Source organism: Deinococcus metallilatus, assembly GCF_004758605.1.
Classification (GTDB): domain Bacteria; phylum Deinococcota; class Deinococci; order Deinococcales; family Deinococcaceae; genus Deinococcus; species Deinococcus metallilatus.
The window spans coordinates 1,592,080-1,607,167 of the sequence record NZ_CP038512.1 but is presented as its reverse complement, the minus strand read 5'-3'; the positions used below and the strand labels follow the sequence as shown (position 1 = coordinate 1,607,167).

General features: G+C 68.6%; 14 protein-coding genes. 7 read left to right on the top strand and 7 right to left on the bottom strand.

Annotated elements, in window-relative coordinates:
• Positions 1 to 198: 198 nt before the first annotated feature.
• The 4 genes from asnS to gap form a co-directional block, all read right to left on the bottom strand.
• On the bottom strand, positions 199 to 1,545 hold the full coding sequence (asnS, locus tag E5F05_RS13745) for an asparagine--tRNA ligase (RefSeq protein ID WP_129119202.1): 1,347 nt from the start codon (positions 1,543 to 1,545) through the stop codon (positions 199 to 201).
• Between the two features lie 143 nt (positions 1,546 to 1,688).
• A complete protein-coding gene (gene tpiA, locus E5F05_RS13740; RefSeq protein ID WP_129119201.1) occupies positions 1,689 to 2,429 on the bottom strand; it encodes a triose-phosphate isomerase in 741 nt (246 codons plus the stop codon).
• 69 nt (positions 2,430 to 2,498) lie between these two features.
• A complete protein-coding gene (locus E5F05_RS13735) occupies positions 2,499 to 3,668 on the bottom strand; it encodes a phosphoglycerate kinase (RefSeq protein ID WP_129119200.1) in 1,170 nt (389 codons plus the stop codon).
• Positions 3,669 to 3,753: 85 nt separating this feature from the next.
• Positions 3,754 to 4,749, bottom strand: a complete 996-nt coding sequence (gap, locus tag E5F05_RS13730) for a type I glyceraldehyde-3-phosphate dehydrogenase (RefSeq protein ID WP_129119199.1) — start codon at positions 4,747 to 4,749, stop codon at positions 3,754 to 3,756.
• 303 nt (positions 4,750 to 5,052) lie between these two features.
• Here gap and E5F05_RS13725 point away from each other — a divergent pair, with 303 nt between their 5' ends.
• The 3 genes from E5F05_RS13725 to E5F05_RS13715 all read left to right on the top strand — a co-directional run bounded on the left by E5F05_RS13725 (position 5,053) and on the right by E5F05_RS13715 (position 8,384).
• A complete protein-coding gene (locus tag E5F05_RS13725; protein ID WP_129119198.1) occupies positions 5,053 to 6,465 on the top strand; it encodes an aspartate kinase in 1,413 nt (470 codons plus the stop codon).
• Positions 6,466 to 6,601: 136 nt separating this feature from the next.
• On the top strand, positions 6,602 to 7,399 hold the full coding sequence (locus E5F05_RS13720) for a hypothetical protein (RefSeq protein ID WP_129119197.1): 798 nt from the start codon (positions 6,602 to 6,604) through the stop codon (positions 7,397 to 7,399).
• A gap of 25 nt (positions 7,400 to 7,424) precedes the next feature.
• Positions 7,425 to 8,384, top strand: coding sequence for a PIG-L deacetylase family protein (locus E5F05_RS13715; protein ID WP_129119196.1), 960 nt, complete (start codon positions 7,425 to 7,427; stop codon positions 8,382 to 8,384).
• 115 nt (positions 8,385 to 8,499) lie between these two features.
• Here E5F05_RS13715 and E5F05_RS21925 read toward each other — a convergent pair whose 3' ends face one another.
• Positions 8,500 to 9,183 carry a phosphatase PAP2 family protein gene (locus E5F05_RS21925; protein ID WP_129119195.1) on the bottom strand — a complete coding sequence of 228 codons (684 nt, stop codon included), beginning with the start codon at positions 9,181 to 9,183 and terminating at the stop codon, positions 8,500 to 8,502.
• A gap of 182 nt (positions 9,184 to 9,365) precedes the next feature.
• On the opposite strand from E5F05_RS21925, the gene E5F05_RS21375 reads away from it, so the two are divergent.
• On the top strand, positions 9,366 to 9,524 hold the full coding sequence (locus E5F05_RS21375; RefSeq protein WP_164973481.1) for a hypothetical protein: 159 nt from the start codon (positions 9,366 to 9,368) through the stop codon (positions 9,522 to 9,524).
• A 55-nt stretch (positions 9,525 to 9,579) separates the two neighbouring features.
• On the opposite strand, the gene uvrC is transcribed toward E5F05_RS21375, so the two are convergent.
• Entirely contained in the window at positions 9,580 to 11,454 is a 1,875-nt protein-coding gene (gene uvrC / locus E5F05_RS13705; RefSeq protein WP_129119194.1) for an excinuclease ABC subunit UvrC, read from the bottom strand.
• 64 nt (positions 11,455 to 11,518) lie between these two features.
• On the opposite strand from uvrC, the gene E5F05_RS13700 reads away from it, so the two are divergent.
• From E5F05_RS13700 to E5F05_RS13690, 3 genes are all read left to right on the top strand, one after another.
• On the top strand, positions 11,519 to 12,145 hold the full coding sequence (locus tag E5F05_RS13700; RefSeq protein ID WP_129119193.1) for a histidine phosphatase family protein: 627 nt from the start codon (positions 11,519 to 11,521) through the stop codon (positions 12,143 to 12,145).
• On the top strand, positions 12,142 to 12,873 hold the full coding sequence (locus tag E5F05_RS13695; RefSeq protein ID WP_129119192.1) for a class I SAM-dependent methyltransferase: 732 nt from the start codon (positions 12,142 to 12,144) through the stop codon (positions 12,871 to 12,873). The genes E5F05_RS13700 and E5F05_RS13695 overlap by 4 nt, the downstream gene beginning before the upstream one ends.
• A 214-nt stretch (positions 12,874 to 13,087) precedes the next feature.
• Positions 13,088 to 14,245, top strand: a complete 1,158-nt coding sequence (locus E5F05_RS13690; protein ID WP_129119191.1) for an alanine--glyoxylate aminotransferase family protein — start codon at positions 13,088 to 13,090, stop codon at positions 14,243 to 14,245.
• 76 nt (positions 14,246 to 14,321) lie between these two features.
• Here E5F05_RS13690 and E5F05_RS13685 read toward each other — a convergent pair whose 3' ends face one another.
• Complete coding sequence (locus tag E5F05_RS13685) at positions 14,322 to 15,026, bottom strand: metallophosphoesterase family protein (protein WP_129119190.1); 705 nt, start codon at positions 15,024 to 15,026, stop codon at positions 14,322 to 14,324.
• Positions 15,027 to 15,088 lie beyond the last annotated feature (62 nt).

The window sequence follows — 15,088 nt, the reverse complement described above, 5'->3', positions numbered from 1 at the left end:
CCCCCGCTGCGCGGCCAGAGCCTCGGCCGCGGTGGCTGGGGCAGGTCATCATCTTGGCGATAAGGCGACGGCCGCGCCCGGATCGAGCGGATGCATGAAGCTGACCGAGCCCGCGTTCGCGACCGTCTCGATCAGCAGTTCGCTCAGCCGCTCAGGGCTCTGATTTCGATGCTGGCGTCGCCTTTACCTCTGGTGTGCTCAGGGCACCATGCGGGTCAGCATGCGCGGGAAGGGGATGGCCTCGCGGATGTGGTCGATCCCGGTGATCCACGCCACCGCCCGCTCCAGCCCCATGCCGAAGCCCGCGTGCGGCACGCTCCCGAACCGCCGCAGGTCGAGGTACCACTCGAAGGCCTCCCTGGGCAGCCCCTCGCGCTCGATCCGCGCCCTGAGCAGCTCGTAGTCGTGGATACGCTCCGAACCGCCGATGATCTCACCGTAGCCTTCCGGGGCGATCATGTCGTCGCAGAGGGCCAGCCGGGGGTCTGCGGGGTCGGGCTGCATGTAGAACGCCTTGATCGCCGCCGGGTACTTCTCGACGATCACCGGGCGGTCGAAGTGGTAGCCCAGGATCGTCTCGTGCGGCGCGCCCAGGTCGTCCCCCCACTCGACCGGCTGCACGTCCGCCTGCACGTTCGGCGGCAGGTCGCCTTCCTCGATGTGCTTCCGGATGATCTCCAGCGCCTCGGTGTAGGTGATGCGCGGATAGTTTCCCTCGGCGGCTGGCCGCAGCTTCGCCAGGTCGCGGCCCAGCACCTCCAGCTCGGTCCCGCATTCCTCCAGCGCCCGGCGGACCAGGAAGCTCACGAACCGTTCCTGCAAAGCCATGTTCTCGGCGTGGGTGCTCGGCGCGACCTCCGGCTCGACCATCCAGAACTCCAGCAGGTGCCGCCGCGTCTTGCTCTTCTCGGCGCGGAAGGTCGGCCCGAAGGTGTACACCTTGCCGAAGGCCAGCGCCCCCGCCTCGGCGTGAAGCTGCCCGGTCTGCGAGAGGTACGCCTTGTCCTCTCCGAAGAGGTCGATCTCGAACAGCTCGGTCGTCCCCTCGGCGGCGTTCGGCGTGAAGAAGGGCGCGTCGAAGCGGATAAAGCCCTCCTGATAAAAGAAGTCCACAATGGCGCGCTCCACGCAGTCACGCACGCGCAGGATCGCCCAGGGCCGCCGGTGCCGCAGCCACACGTGGCGGTGATCCAGCAGGAACTCAATCCCGTGTTCCTTCGGCGTGATGGGATACTCGTCCTGGTTCTCCGCGAACGGCACCAGCTCGCGCACCGCGAGTTCCACCCCGCCCGGCGCGCGCTCGTCCGAGCGGACCTCGCCCGTGACCCGGACCGCCTGCTCCTGCGAGAGCCGCCGCGCCGCCTCGAAGGCCGCCTCTGGCACGTCGCCCTTGAAGACCGTCGCCTGCACGTAGCCGCTGCCGTCACGCAGTTTCAGAAACTGGATTTTGCCCTTGCCGCTCTTGTCGGTCAGCCAGGCGTTCACGCTGACCGTCTCGCCCACATGGGCTTTCAAATCACGAATGGAAGTGCTGGTTGCCGTCACGTGCGGAATTATAGGCGGACCGGAGAAGCCTTCAGCCCGCCTGATGAGAGAACCAAAATTTCACATACAGATTTATCGTGAAACTATTCACTTTCAAGTCAAATACCCCCACTCCGTCCGGGTGGGGGAGAACGGATCAGCCCTCACTTCAGGGCATCATTCATGGCCACCACATCGGCCACCTTCAGGCTCGCGCCGCCGACGAGGGCACCATTCACGTTCGGCTGGGCACAGATCGAGGCGATGTTGTCCGGCTTCACGCTGCCGCCGTACAGGATGCGGAAACTCTGGGCGCCTGCGGTGTACAGCCCGGCCAGCGCCCCGCGAATCGCGGCGGCCATCTCCTCGGCGTCCTTGGCGGTGGCGGTTCTGCCGGTGCCGATGGCCCAGACGGGTTCGTAGGCGACGATCAGGTTCTCACCCACACCTTCGGTGCTGCCGCGCAGTTGGTCGAGCGTGAAATTGACCTGCTCCCCGCGCTCGCGCACGTCCAGGCTCTCGCCCACACACACGATGGGAACGAGGCCGAAAGCCTGCGCCTGCCGCGCCTTGGCCGCCACCACCGCGTCGGTTTCAGCGTGGTACTCGCGGCGCTCGCTGTGGCCCACGATGACACAGGTCGCGCCCACGTCCCGCAGCATCTCGGCGCTGATCTCGCCGGTATACGCCCCCGCCTCATGGCGCGAAACATCCTGCCCGCCCAGCGCCACGCCTGCGGGCAGCTCCCCCGCCAGCACCGGCAGGTCAATCGCCGGGGCCAGCACCGCGAGTTCGGCGCCCCCCGGCGTCAGGGCCGCAGCGAGGTCGGCAGCCCAGGCACGGGCTTCTGAGGGCGTTTTGTTCATTTTCCAGTTGAGGGCGAGCAGGGGTCTGGGTCTGGTCATGGTTCTCCTTGGAGGCGTTAGGGATGAGGGGTTAGGAATAAACCCTAAAACCTCATCCCTAACGCCTTATCACTTCATCGCTTCCACGCCCGGGAGCTGCTGGCCTTCCAGCAGTTCCAGGCTGGCGCCGCCGCCGGTGCTGATATGGCTCACCCTGCCCGCCTGGCCGCTCTTGTTGATCGCGCTGACGGAATCGCCGCCGCCGACAACGGTGTAGGCCTGGTCACCCAGATCCGCGACCGCCTGCGCCACGGCGTTCGTCCCCGCCGCGAAGGCCGGGAACTCGAACACGCCCATCGGGCCGTTCCAGAACACGGTGCGCGCCCCCTTGAGCGCGTCCGCGTAGGCTTTGCGCGTCTCGGGACCGATATCCAGGCCCATCCAGCCGTCGGGAATCTGGTCGGCGGGGACGACCTGCGTCTGGGCGTCGGGGGCGAACCTGTCCGCCGCGACCGCATCGGTCGGCAGCATCAGCTTGTCGCCGTACTGCTCAAGGAGCTGCCGGGCATAGGGCACCTGATCCTCTTCGACCAGGCTGTTGCCGATCTGCCCACCGCGCGCCTTGATAAAGGTAAACATCATCCCGCCGCCGATCAGCATCCGGTCCACCTTGGGGAGCAGGTTCTCGATCACCTTGATCTTGTCGCTGACCTTCGCCCCGCCGATGATGACGATGTAGGGCCGCGCCGGGTTTTCGAGCAGCTTCGAGAGCGCGTCCACTTCGGTCTGAAGCAGCGTCCCCGCCGCGTGCGGCAGCAGCTCAGCCACGCCGCTCACCGACGAGTGCGCCCGGTGCGCGCTCCCGAAGGCGTCCAGCACGAAGGCGTCCCCCAGCCGCGCCAGCTTGCGGCTCAGTTCCGGGTCATTCTTCTCCTCGCCCGGCTCGAAGCGCACGTTCTCCAGCAGCGCGACCTTGCCGGGTTGGAGCGCCTCCACCGCGCGCAGCGTCTCCTCACTGGAAGGCAGCGAGCCGATGAACTTCACCGGACGCCCCAACGCCTTTTCCAGCACCGCCGCCACCGGCTTCAGGCTGTACTTCTCCTCCGGCCCGTTTTTCGGGCGGCCCAGGTGGCTCATCAGCACCAGCGCGGCGCCGCTGTCCAGCAGCTTTTGCAGCGTCGGCAGGCTGGCCGTCACCCGCGTCTCGTCCTGCACCACGCCGTCTTTGAGCGGCACGTTGTAGTCCACGCGCACCAGCACGCGCTTGCCGTTCACGTCCAGTTGGTCGAGGGTTTGCATGGTTTCTCCTTTGAGCCTTCAGCCATCAGCCGTCAGCGGTCAGCAACAGAAGCTGAGAGCTGACGGCTGACCGCTGAAAGCTTCCTTAGGCGCCCTTTTGCTGCACCAGCTCCACCAGATCGGCAATCCGGTTGCTGTAGCCCCACTCGTTGTCGTACCAACTGAAGAACTTCACCAGGTTGCCCATCGCCATCGTGAGGCCGCCGTCGATGATGGCGGAGTGCGGGTCGCCCACGATGTCCGCCAGCACGATGGGGTCTTCGGTGTACTTGATGATGTTCTTGTACTTGCCCTCGGCGGCCTCGCGGAAGACCGCGTTGACCTCGTCGGCGGTCACGTCGCGGCCCAGGATCACCACCACGTCGCTGATCGAGCCGACCGGGGTGGGCACGCGCAGCGAGGTGCCGTCGAACTTGCCCTTCAGCTTGGGGTACACCTGCGTCACGGCCTTGGCCGCCCCCGTGCTGGTGGGGATGATGTTGATGGCGGCGGCGCGGGCGCGGCGCAGGTCCTTGTGCGGCAGGTCCAGCACGCGCTGGTCATTGGTGTAGGAGTGGACGGTGGTCATGATGGCCTTTTCGATCCCGAAGGCCTCGTCCAGCACCTTCATCGGCGCGCCCAGGCTGTTGGTGGTGCAGCTCGCGTTGCTGATGATGTGGTGCTTGGCGGGGTCGTACTCTTCCTCGTTCACGCCCAGCACCACGCTGAGGTCGTCACCCTTGGCAGGCGCCGTGATGATCACCTTCTTGGCGCCGCCCTGGAGGTGCTTGCTGGCCCCCTCGCGGTCGGTGAAGATGCCGGTAGATTCCACCACCAGGTCCACGCCCAGGTCACCCCACGGGAGGTTGGCGGGGTCACGCTCGGCCAGCACGCGGATGGGCTTCCCGTTCACGATCAGGTTGTTAGCGTCGTACTCCACGGTGCCCGGAAAGCGCCCGGCGGTGGAGTCGTACTTGAGCAGGGTCGCCAGCGTGTGGGTGTCGGTCAGGTCGTTGATCGCCTCGATGTCCACGCCACGCTCGATCAGGTTGCGAAACACCAGACGCCCGATGCGGCCAAAGCCGTTGATGCCTACTTTCATACTGCCTCCTCGTCAAACACGGTTGGGAACTGTGGGGCAGGCCCGCGCACCCCACCCACAAGCGAGTGTAACCCAAGAGTCCTTGTGCCCCTGTCCCGGTCTTCTTGAACTTGTGAGAACTGTGGACCGCGTGCCATGTGTCCCGTCCCGCCGTACAGGTGTAAAGAGCCTCACAGCGCCGCCCTAACGCGCTGCCTGGAGAGGCCGGTTGGACGGAACAGCGTTCACGCCACCTCGCCCGGCCTGCCCTGCCCAGACGCCCACCCGCCAGGCGGCCAGGGCGGGCGGCATACTGGGGCCGATATGGCGTACTCGCTTCTCGTGATGAAATTCGGCGGCACCAACATGCAGGATGCCCAGGCCATCCGCCACAGCGCCACGCTCGCGGCGCGCAGCATCCGCGAGGGCGTGAAGGTGGTCGTGGTGGTGTCCGCGATGGCGGGCGTGACCAACCAACTGCTGCGCCTGGCCGACGCCGCCCAGAGCGGTGATATCGCGGCGGCCAACGACGAGATCGCGGCCATGCGGACCCGCCACTTCACGGCCGCGCAGGAACTCGGCGCCGCCCCCGACTCCGAGACGGTGCGCGAGATCCGCGAGCTGCACGAGACGCTGCGCCAGGCGGTCTACGGCGTGTACCTGCTGCGCGAACTCACCCCGCGCTCGCGCGACCTGATCGTGGCCTTCGGGGAGCGCCTCAGCGCGCCGCTGATGCAAGTCGCGCTGGAGGGGCAGGGCCTGCGCGCCCATCACCTCACCGGCGGGCAGGCGGGCATCATGACCGACGCGCACTTCGGCAACGCGCGGCCCCTCCCCGGCACCTACGAGCGCATCAGCGACCGCCTGGGCGGCCTGCTGGGCGCGGGCGTCACGCCGGTCGTGGCGGGCTTCATGGGCGAGACGGAAGAAGGGGCCATCACCACCCTGGGGCGCGGCGGCACCGACTTTTCCGCCACCATCATCGGCAAGGCGCTGGACGCCGACGAGGTCTGGGCCTGGAAGGACGTGGACGGCGTGATGAGCGCCGATCCCCGCGTGGTGGGGGACGCCCGCAACATCGAGGTCCTCAGCTACGGCGAGGTGATGGAACTGGCGTACTTCGGCGCCAAGGTGCTGCACCCGCTGGCCGTTACCCCCCTCCAGGAAAGCGGCATTCCCCTGCGCGTGAAGAGCGCCGCCGATCCCGACTTTCCCGGCACGCTGGTGCAGGAAGCCGCCCACAACGAGGTCGGGCATCCGGTCAAGGCCGTCACCGCCATCCGCCGCGTGAGCCTGATCAACGTGACCGGCGCGGGCGTGCTGGGCGTGCCCGAGGTCGTGGCGAGCCTCTTCGACGCCATCGCCCGCGAGAACATCACCCTGCTGATGGTGTCCCAGAGCAGTTCCATGAGCAACGTCTCGCTGGCCGTCCAGAGCGCCGACGCTGGCCGCACCCTCACCGCGCTGCGCCGCACCGTGACCGGCGAACTGAACATCGAGGAGCAGCCCGGCGCCGCGGTCCTCGCCATCGTCGGGGCCGGGATGCGCGGCCAGAAGGGCGTCGCCGCGCGGCTCTTCGGGGCCCTGGCCGCCGACGACGTGAACATCCTGATGATCAGCCAGGGGTCCAGCGAGCTGAACATCAGCGTGGCCATCGAGGACGCCCAGGTCGAGGGCGCCACCCGCGCCGTCCACGCCGCCTTCGGCCTGGGCGAGCCGGTGAGTGCCGCCGACTGAACCCGCGCGGCCGCCGGTCCCGGGTCAGATGTGAACTTATTAAGGTTTCCTGAAGGCCATCCTGTTGAGAAAGGCGAAAAATGGAAGCGAGCCCATAAACAACCCTTGAAGCTCGGGCGGCCAGAAGGAGCGCGACATGGATTATTCGCCGGAGACTCCCACCCTCACGTCGCAAATTCCGGCCGCGCAGGCTGCGCCAAGCTATAGCCGGGCAGGCTGGATGCTCTTTGACGAGCGCCGTCTGGTTCGGGGACTCACCCTGATGACGACCTTTGTGGTGGTGGTGGGCCTGCTGAGTTCACTGAGCATGTTCTACATGCCGCACGTCTTCGGGCGGGACTTCGTCGCGCACTTGATGGACCTCAACGGTGAAACCAACTTCTCCGCGACGTACAACACCTTCCTGCTGTTGGTGCCGACCATCATCATGGCCCTGATCGCGCGGGCCAAGCACGCGGTGGGTGCGCCCCACGCCCAGAGCTGGCGAACCCTGAGCTGGATCTTCGCCTACCTCACGCTGGACGAAGCGGCGGCCCTCCACGAGCGGCTGGTCAGCCCGGTCCACCGCCTGCTCCACACGGACGGCTTCCTGCACTACGCCTGGGTGATCCCCTACGGCATCGCCACCTTCCTGATCCTGCTGGCCTTTTTGCGGTTCCTGCGCGACCTCCCGGCCCGCACCCGCAACCAGATCATCCTGGCGGGCGTGATGTACGTGGGCGGGGCGCTGGGCATGGAACTGTTTCAGGGGAAGACGGACACCGTGATGGGCGACCACAACGTCCTGACCGAGGTGCTGATCTTTATCGAGGAATCCCTGGAGATGTTCGGCCTGATCGTCCTGATCTCGGCCCTGCTGCACTATGTCCGCCAGTATATGCCGGGTGCGCGCGTTCAGGTCGGCCTGACCCCGGACGCGCCCGGGCCGCGCTAACCGCGCCACTGCGTACACTGTCCGGGTGTCCCGCCGCCTGCGCGCCGCCGTCCTGACCGCTGGCCTGCTGCTGACCGCCGCCTTCGTGATCAACACCACCGGTGCCCTGCGGCTCTTTTATCCGCGCGCCGCCGGAGCGGTGGCCGCCCTGCCCGCGGTCGCGCCCTACCACGCCGGGGAGCGGGTCCTGATCGTCGCGCCGCACCCCGACGACGAGACGCTGTGCTGCGCGGGCAGCGTCCTCCAGGCGCAGGCGGCGGGCGCCCAGGTGTGGGTGGTGTGGCTGACCAGCGGGGACGGTTTCGAGTTCGACGCGGTGCTGCTGGAGCACGCGCCCCGGCCCAGCAGCACGCAGTTCGCCGCCCTGGGCGCGCGGCGGACCAGGGAGGCGGCCCGCGCCATGCAGGTCCTGAACGTGCCGCCGGACCACCTGATCTTCCTGGGCTACCCCGACGGCGGCCTGCTGCACCTCTTTCTGGAGCATTACGCCCAGCCTTACACGTCCCGCTACACCCGCGCGGCCCACGTCCCCTACCCGCAGGCGCTCACGCCCGGCGCCCCCTACACCGGCCGGAGTGTTGAGCGCGACCTGGCGCGCGTCCTCGACCGCGTGAAGCCCGACCGGGTGCTGGCCCCCAGCGTGCAGGACGCGCACCCCGACCACCGCGCCGCGAGCTACTTCGTCACGCGCCTGCTGGCCGCGCGCGGGGAGGAGCGGCGCCTCCGCTTCTGGGTCGTGCATGGCGGCCTGGAATATCCGCTGCCCAAGGGACTTCACCCGCGCTTCCCGCTGCTGATCGCGCCGCGGGGACGGTCCCTCGCCTGGGAGCGCCTCGACCTCACCCCGGACCAGGAGGACGCCAAGCGGCGTGCCCTGCTGGAGCACCGCTCGCAGATGGACGTGCTGGGCCGCTTCCTGCTCGCGTTCGTGCGCGAAAACGAACTGCTGACGCCGCAGGTGGCCCCGGCCCGGCGGAAGCCCTGATACCGCTTCAGCCCGTCCTTTCTCCTGCTCGCTCTGCTGCGCCGCTCTACGAGTCCGCCCGGAGTTCCAGGTTTACCAGTCAACCTTTCCATTGGAGCCCGTATGAGGCCGACCGTCAGACCTCCCGCTCCTCCGCCCCCGGGGCCTGCCGCAGCCGCGGCCAGCGTTGCCCCAGGATCAGGTACAGGCCTGCCACCCAGGCAATCGACGCCGCGAAGCCCGCCAGCACGTCGGTCGGGTAATGCACGCCCAGGTAATTGCGGCTGGCACCCACCGCGAACGCCCAGGCGAAGCCCAGCACCGCCACCGGCCAGCGCGCCCGGGTATGCCAGAACACCAGCACCAGCGCGTACCCGAAGGCCATGTTGCTCATCGCGTGCCCGCTGGGAAACGAGAAGCCGCGCTCGGTCAGCACCGCCCCCAGGTCGGTGGGGCGCGGCCGCTGGAAGATCAGCTTGGCCAGCACGTTCAGCAGCGTCGCGCCCGCCACCGCCCACACCAGGAACCAGGCGTGCGCCCGCGCCCCCAGCCGCGCCAGCCAGAGCGCGGTGGCCGCCGTCACGAACGGCAGGACCCCCAGCCCCCCCAGCACCGCGAGCGCCCGCGCCGCCAGCGTCAGCCCCGGCGTGCGGTGCGCGGCGTACCAGGCCAGAACCGTGCGGTCCCACGCGAAGCCCCCCTCCCGGAACACGTCCTCGGTGAGGTCGGCGAGCAGCAGCAGCGGCACCAGCACACCCAGCAGCAGCAGGGCGAGTTGCGTCCAGTGCCGCGCGAGCAGGTCGGGAAGGTCACGGCGCATCCTCCCACTGTAGGCAGGTCCCGCCGGGCCGCCGAACGGAAAACGTTCAGAAATGCCTGCCGCCCCCTCCGCCATTCGGCGCAGCCTGCCTGCGCTAAGGCGCCGATGCCGCCGCCGGGCCACCTGGAGCACCATAGGGACAGCCGGGAAGCGAACGCGCCGAGCGGCGGAAAGGAAGCCAGATGCACCTCGACCTCTACCTTGACCGCGCCGAAGCCCTCCGCGCCGAGGCCCAGCACGCCCGCGAAGTCCGCGCCGCCCGCCCCCTGCGGCCCGCCCAGCCCCGCCTCGAAGCCTTCCTGAGCGCCCTGCACCTGCGCCCCCGCGTCCGCCCCGCATGACCCGCCACTCCTGCCCCGCAAGCCGCCCCCTCCACTGAAGAGGGGGCGGAACTTGTTAGGCCGGTGCGCTGTTGGCCGACCGCTGCGCCAGCCGTTCCGTCAGGTGGGCTTTCACGCTCTGCGCCGCCCGCAGGTTCATCCCCGGCACCGCCGCGATCTGCTCGACCGGCGCCGCCGCCAGGTCCTCCAGGCTGGTGAAATGCTCCAGCAGCGCGTCCTTGCGCTTCTGGCCGATGCCCGGCAGGTCATCGAACACGCTGCGGAGCATGTCCTGCCCGCGCAGCTTGCGGTGGTAGCTCACCGCGTAATGATGCACCTCGTCGCGCACGCCGATCAGCACGCGCAGTGCCGGGTGCGTGTGTGGCAGCAGCAGTTCGCGGTCCACGCCCACCTCGCTCCCCGACTCCAGCCACCACTGCGCCCCGTAGCGCCCCGGCAGGATGAGCCGCTCCTCCCGCTTGGCGAGGCCCACCACCGGCACCCGCACCCCGGCCTCCTTCAGTGCGTCCAACGCCGCATTCACCTGCCCGCGCCCGCCGTCGATCAGGAGCAGGTCCGGGAGCGGCAGCTTGTCGGCCAGCGTGCCGGTAAAGCGCCGCAGAATCGTCTGCTTCATCGCCGTGTAGTCGTCGGGGTGGTCGAGCCCCCTCACCTTGAAGCGGCGATGCTCACCCCGCCGCGCCCGGCCCCCCTCGAACACCACCATCCCCGAGACGATGTTGCTGCCGAACAGGTTGGAGTTGTCGTACCCCTCGATCCGCCAGGGCCGGTCGGGCAGCGCCAGCACCTCCCGCAGCGCGTCCAGGCCGGGGTGGTCCCCGCGCCGCTCCAGCAGCGCCAGTTCCGATTCCAGTCCGGTCACGGCGTTGCGCTGCGCCATCTCCACCAGATCGACCTTGTCCCCGCGCTTGGGCGTCCGCATCTCGACCCGGCGCCCGGCCTGCTCGGAGAGAAAGGCACTCCAGACCGGCGCGTCCTCGAACTCGGCGGGCAGCAGGATCAGCGGCGGGACGTGCGTCGCCTGGGTGTAGTAGTCCCGCACGAAGGCGCCCAGCACCTCGCCCACGTCGCCGCTGCCCTCTCCGCTGGCCTCCGCGTCGGTCAGGAAGCGCTTGTCGCGGCCCACCACCCGCCCGCCGCGCAGCCGGAACAACTGCACCATCGCGTACTCGCCCGCCTGCGCGACCCCCAGGAAATCCAGGTCCGTCTCCTCGCTCACGAAGGCGTGCTGCTCGGTGCCGAACAGCTTCTCGACCGCCTGCACCCGGTCCCGCACCCGGGCCGCCTGCTCGAAGTCCTGCGCCTTCGCGGCGGCTTTCATATCCTCCTTCAGCCGGGCGATCACCGGGGCGGCGCGGCCTTCCAGCAGCGCCTTCACGTCCTCCACCACCCGCGTGTAGTCCCCCGGGTCGGCCGCGCCGATACACGGCCCCAGACAGCGGCCCATGTGGTAGTTCAGGCAGGGCCGGGGTTTTTTCTGGAGGGGCAGCCCCGAATTCTTCCGCAGCGGGAACATCGTGTCGATCAGGTGCTTGACCCGCCGCACTGCCGAGGCGTCCGGGTAGGGGCCGTAATAACTCCCGCCGTCCTTCAGCACCCGCCGCGTGACCACCAGCATCGGGAAGTCCTCGTTCGTCAGCTTCAGGAAAGGGTAGTGCTTGTCGTCCTTGAGCAGCACGTTGTAGTGCGGCCGGTGCTGCTTGATCAGGTTCGCTTCGAGGATCAGCGCCTCGACCTCGTTGCGGGTGGTGATGAACTCCAGCGAGTCGGCCAGCGCCGTGAACTTGCCGCTCTTGCCGCCCGCCTTGAAGTGCTGCGCCACCCTTGAACGCAGATTGACCGCCTTGCCGATATAGATCGGCGTCCCGCCCTGGCGGAAGAGATACACGCCGGGCGAGGCAGGCAGCACGGGCAGGTCGTCGAAATGCACACCCCAGGATAGGCGAGCCGCACGCACCGCACCGGAAGAACGCTCACCGCGCTAGCCTGACCGCATGTCCCGCCTCTTCCTCGTCCGTCACGCCCGGACCGCCAGCAACGTCGCGCAGACCCTCGGCGCCGGTCATGACGATCCCCTCGACCCGCTGGGGGAGAGACAGGCCCGCGCCGTCGCCGCCCACTTCGCGGCCCTGGGCCTGTCCGCGCCGCGCATCTACGCCAGTCCCTACCGCCGCGCCCGGCAGACGGCGGAGGCCATCGCGTCCGCCCTCGGCATGCCCGTCACCACGCTCGACGGCGTGCAGGAGATTCACACCGGCACCTGGGCAGGCCGCCCCTACAGCCATCTGCACACCCACGTTCACGAGTGGCGGCATGAGGACGGCACGCCAGGTTTTCCCGGCGGTGAGAGCCTGCGTGCTGTGGCCCAGCGGTTTCAGACCGCCCTGGAGAGCGTTTTTGAGGGGGAGGGGACGCCCATTGTCGTCTCACATGGCGCAGCCCTGTCGGCGGTCCTGGCACTTCTCCTGCAAGTCCCTCCCGAGGAAGCCTGGCGGGAAGGGCGCTTCACGCATGGCAATGCGGCGGTGACCGAACTGCTGGCCGAGCAGGGCCAGTGGTACGCCCGGCGGGTGGCGGACACAGCGCACCTCGTCACCGTGTCAGAGCGGACAGAAACATGAGTCAGAACATCTATGACCAGCCGGAGTTCTTCGAGGGCTACAGCCGATTGCGCCGCTCCCTGCGGGGGCTGGAGGGTGCGCCGGAATGGGCGTCCCTGCGGGCGCTGCTGCCCCCTTTGGCTGGCCTCAGGGTGCTGGACCTGGGGTGCGGCTTCGGCTGGTTCTGCCGTTATGCCCGCCAACAGGGCGCACGCGAGGTCGTGGGACTGGACCTGTCCGAGAAGATGCTGGCCCGCGCCCGGGCGCTCACCTCCGACCGTGCCGTGACCTACCTCCGGGCCGACCTGGAGGACGTGCACTTGCCCGAGGCCGGGTTCGGGCTGGTCTACAGTTCGCTGGCCCTGCACTACATCGAACACCTCCCGGCCCTGCTGGGGCAGGTCCACCGCACCCTGCTTCCCGGCGGCCACTTCGTTTTCTCGGTGGAACACCCCATCTACACCGCCCCCAGGCAACCGCACTGGCTCACGGAAGCCGGGGGAGGGAAGACCTGGCCGGTGGATCAGTATCTGGTGGAAGGGCCGCGGATCACCGATTGGCTGGCGCCAGGGGTGGTCAAACAGCACCGCACCATCAGGACGTATCTGAAGCTGTTGCTGGAGCAGGGCTTCAGCCTTCGCCACCTGGAGGAGTGGGGACCAACGGAAGAGCAACTTGCCAACCTGCCGGAGTTGTTGGAGGAACGTGAGCGGCCCATGTTTCTGCTGCTCTCCGCTCAGCGTGTCTAGGGAACAAAAAAATCACGAGTAAGTTTATCGTGAATATTTTCACTTAATCCTATTCTTGCCTACCATTCTCCTCGCCCGCCCAGCACACCTCCACTCACCCAAACCACCAAGAACCAAAAGGGGAGAGCAACATCATTGCTTTTCGCAGCATTGCTCGACCTGTTCAGGCAATGGCGTTGCTCATCATTCCGGGGACGGTGCTACACTTCAGACCATGCTTGAGGACACGCCCACGCCCTTCCCGCAGCACATCCTCCTCACGCCCGGGCCGACGCCGATCCACCCGCGGGCGCAGCGGGCCCTGCTGCGCGAGATGCTCGGCCACATGGACCCGGAGGTGTTCGCGCTGAACCGGGAAATCCAGGCCGACCTGCGCGAGATGTACGGCACGGCCCCGGAGACGTTCACCGCGCTGCTCGCGGGCACCGGGAGCCTGGGGATGGAAGCGGGCTTCGCCAACCTGGTGGAACCCGGGGATGAGGTGCTGGTCTGCGTGAACGGGTCCTTCGGGGCGCGGATGGCCGAGATGGCCGCTCGCTACGGGGCGCGGGTGCGGCAGGTGACGGCGCCGCTCGGTGAGGCGATCAACCCGGCGGACGTGGCGGCCCAGCTCGGCCGCGCGTCACTGGTCGCGGTGGTCCACGGGGAGACGAGCACGGGTGTGCTGAACCCCCTCCCGGAAATCGCGGACGTGGTCCGGCAAAGCGGGGCGCTGCTGACCGTGGACGCCGTGACGACCGCCGGGATGGAGCCGTTCCAGATGCAGGCCTGGGGGATCGACTACGTGTACACCGGCGCGCAGAAGTGCCTCTCGGCCCCTCCCGGCCTCGCGCCGGTGGCGATCAGTGACCGCGCCCTGGCCCGCCACGCGGCGCGGCGCACCCCCACGCCCCTGTGGTACTGCGATTTCGGGGGTCTGCGCGACTACTGGGTGGACCAGAGTTACCACCACACCGTCCCGGTGAACCTGCACTACGCCTTCCACGCCGCCCTGCGCGCCGCCCTGGAGGAGGGGCTGAGCGCCCGGCAGGCCCGCGTCCAGAACGTCAGCCAGGCCATCCTCGCGGCCCTGGCCCCGCTGGGATTCACCCCCTATGTGACCGACCGGGCCGCCCGGCTGCCCACCGTCCTGGCCCTGCGCCTCCCTGCGGGCTTCGACGACGCGGCCATTCGGGGGGCGCTGCGCGCGCGGGAGATCAGCGTGACGGGCGGCCTGGGACCGACGGCGGGCCTGATCTGGCGGCTGGGCCTGATGGGGGAGGCGGCCCGTCCCGCGCCCTACCGCGCCCTGATGACCGCCCTGGAGGACCTGCTGGGGGAACGCGGCCTGGTGAGCCGCTTCGACGAGGCGCTGAACGCCGTTCCGGCCTGAAGGAAAGGGAACAGAGGGGCGCGGTCAAGACTGACTGCGCCCCTCTGTTCCCTTTGAATGTCCAGCCGAAACCGGCTTACCCCATCTTCCCGGTGCGGATCACGTCCGCGATCACCGGCGGCAGGTTCCAGGCCATGATGTCGAAGGCGGAGGAGGCATAGTCGTAGCTGACCTTGTGCAGCGTGACGCGGGGCTTGCGGCCCACGCAGTCCACCACGGCCACATCCGCGCCCGGCTCGTGGTTGAGGCTCAGGCCGACCGAACCGGGGTCCACGAAGGTCGTGTCGCCCACCGTCCGCACAAACGGCACGTGCGAGCCGCCGACCACGACCACCCGCGCGCCCAGCATCTCGGCCAGCTCCTCCAGCTCGCGCTCGGGGGCCATCAGGTCCAGGCGCTGGTCGGGCGCGTGGGGGCTCCCGTGAAAGAAGCGCACCCGGCCCACCGGCGTCATCAGGCGGCCTCCCGGTGGCAGCCGCCGCAGGAATTCGAGCTGGTCCGGCGAGAGCACCTTGCGCGTCCAGCCCAGCACCTGATCCGCGACGCCGTGGCGCTCCGCCCGCTCGCCCAGTTCCAGTGCCACGCGCATGTCGCTGGAGCCCAGGCCGGTCACCCAGCCCTCGCGCCGCACGAAGTCGATCACCGGGCCGGGCGAGGCGCCGTAGCCGACCAGGTCCCCCACCACGATCACCTGGTTCACGATCTGTTCTGCCAGAAAACGTTTCACCGTCGTCAGCGCTTGGATGTTGCCGTGCAGGTCACTGATAAAAGCCAGTCTCAAGGTGGGTCCATCCTAATGCACCGCCTGCCCCGCCAGCAGCCCACCCGCCCACCTCCCCCGTT

Coding starts and splice junctions, on each gene's coding strand:
- E5F05_RS13720 (WP_129119197.1), top strand. CDS start 6,602: ATGGATTATTCGCCGGAGACTCCCACCCTCACGTCGCAAATTCCGGCC.
- E5F05_RS13735 (WP_129119200.1), bottom strand. CDS start 3,668: ATGCAAACCCTCGACCAACTGGACGTGAACGGCAAGCGCGTGCTGGTG.
- E5F05_RS13695 (WP_129119192.1), top strand. CDS start 12,142: ATGAGTCAGAACATCTATGACCAGCCGGAGTTCTTCGAGGGCTACAGC.
- E5F05_RS21375 (WP_164973481.1), top strand. CDS start 9,366: ATGCACCTCGACCTCTACCTTGACCGCGCCGAAGCCCTCCGCGCCGAG.
- E5F05_RS13690 (WP_129119191.1), top strand. CDS start 13,088: ATGCTTGAGGACACGCCCACGCCCTTCCCGCAGCACATCCTCCTCACG.
- gap (WP_129119199.1), bottom strand. CDS start 4,749: ATGAAAGTAGGCATCAACGGCTTTGGCCGCATCGGGCGTCTGGTGTTT.
- tpiA (WP_129119201.1), bottom strand. CDS start 2,429: ATGACCAGACCCAGACCCCTGCTCGCCCTCAACTGGAAAATGAACAAA.
- E5F05_RS13700 (WP_129119193.1), top strand. CDS start 11,519: ATGTCCCGCCTCTTCCTCGTCCGTCACGCCCGGACCGCCAGCAACGTC.
- E5F05_RS21925 (WP_129119195.1), bottom strand. CDS start 9,183: ATGCGCCGTGACCTTCCCGACCTGCTCGCGCGGCACTGGACGCAACTC.
- E5F05_RS13725 (WP_129119198.1), top strand. CDS start 5,053: ATGGCGTACTCGCTTCTCGTGATGAAATTCGGCGGCACCAACATGCAG.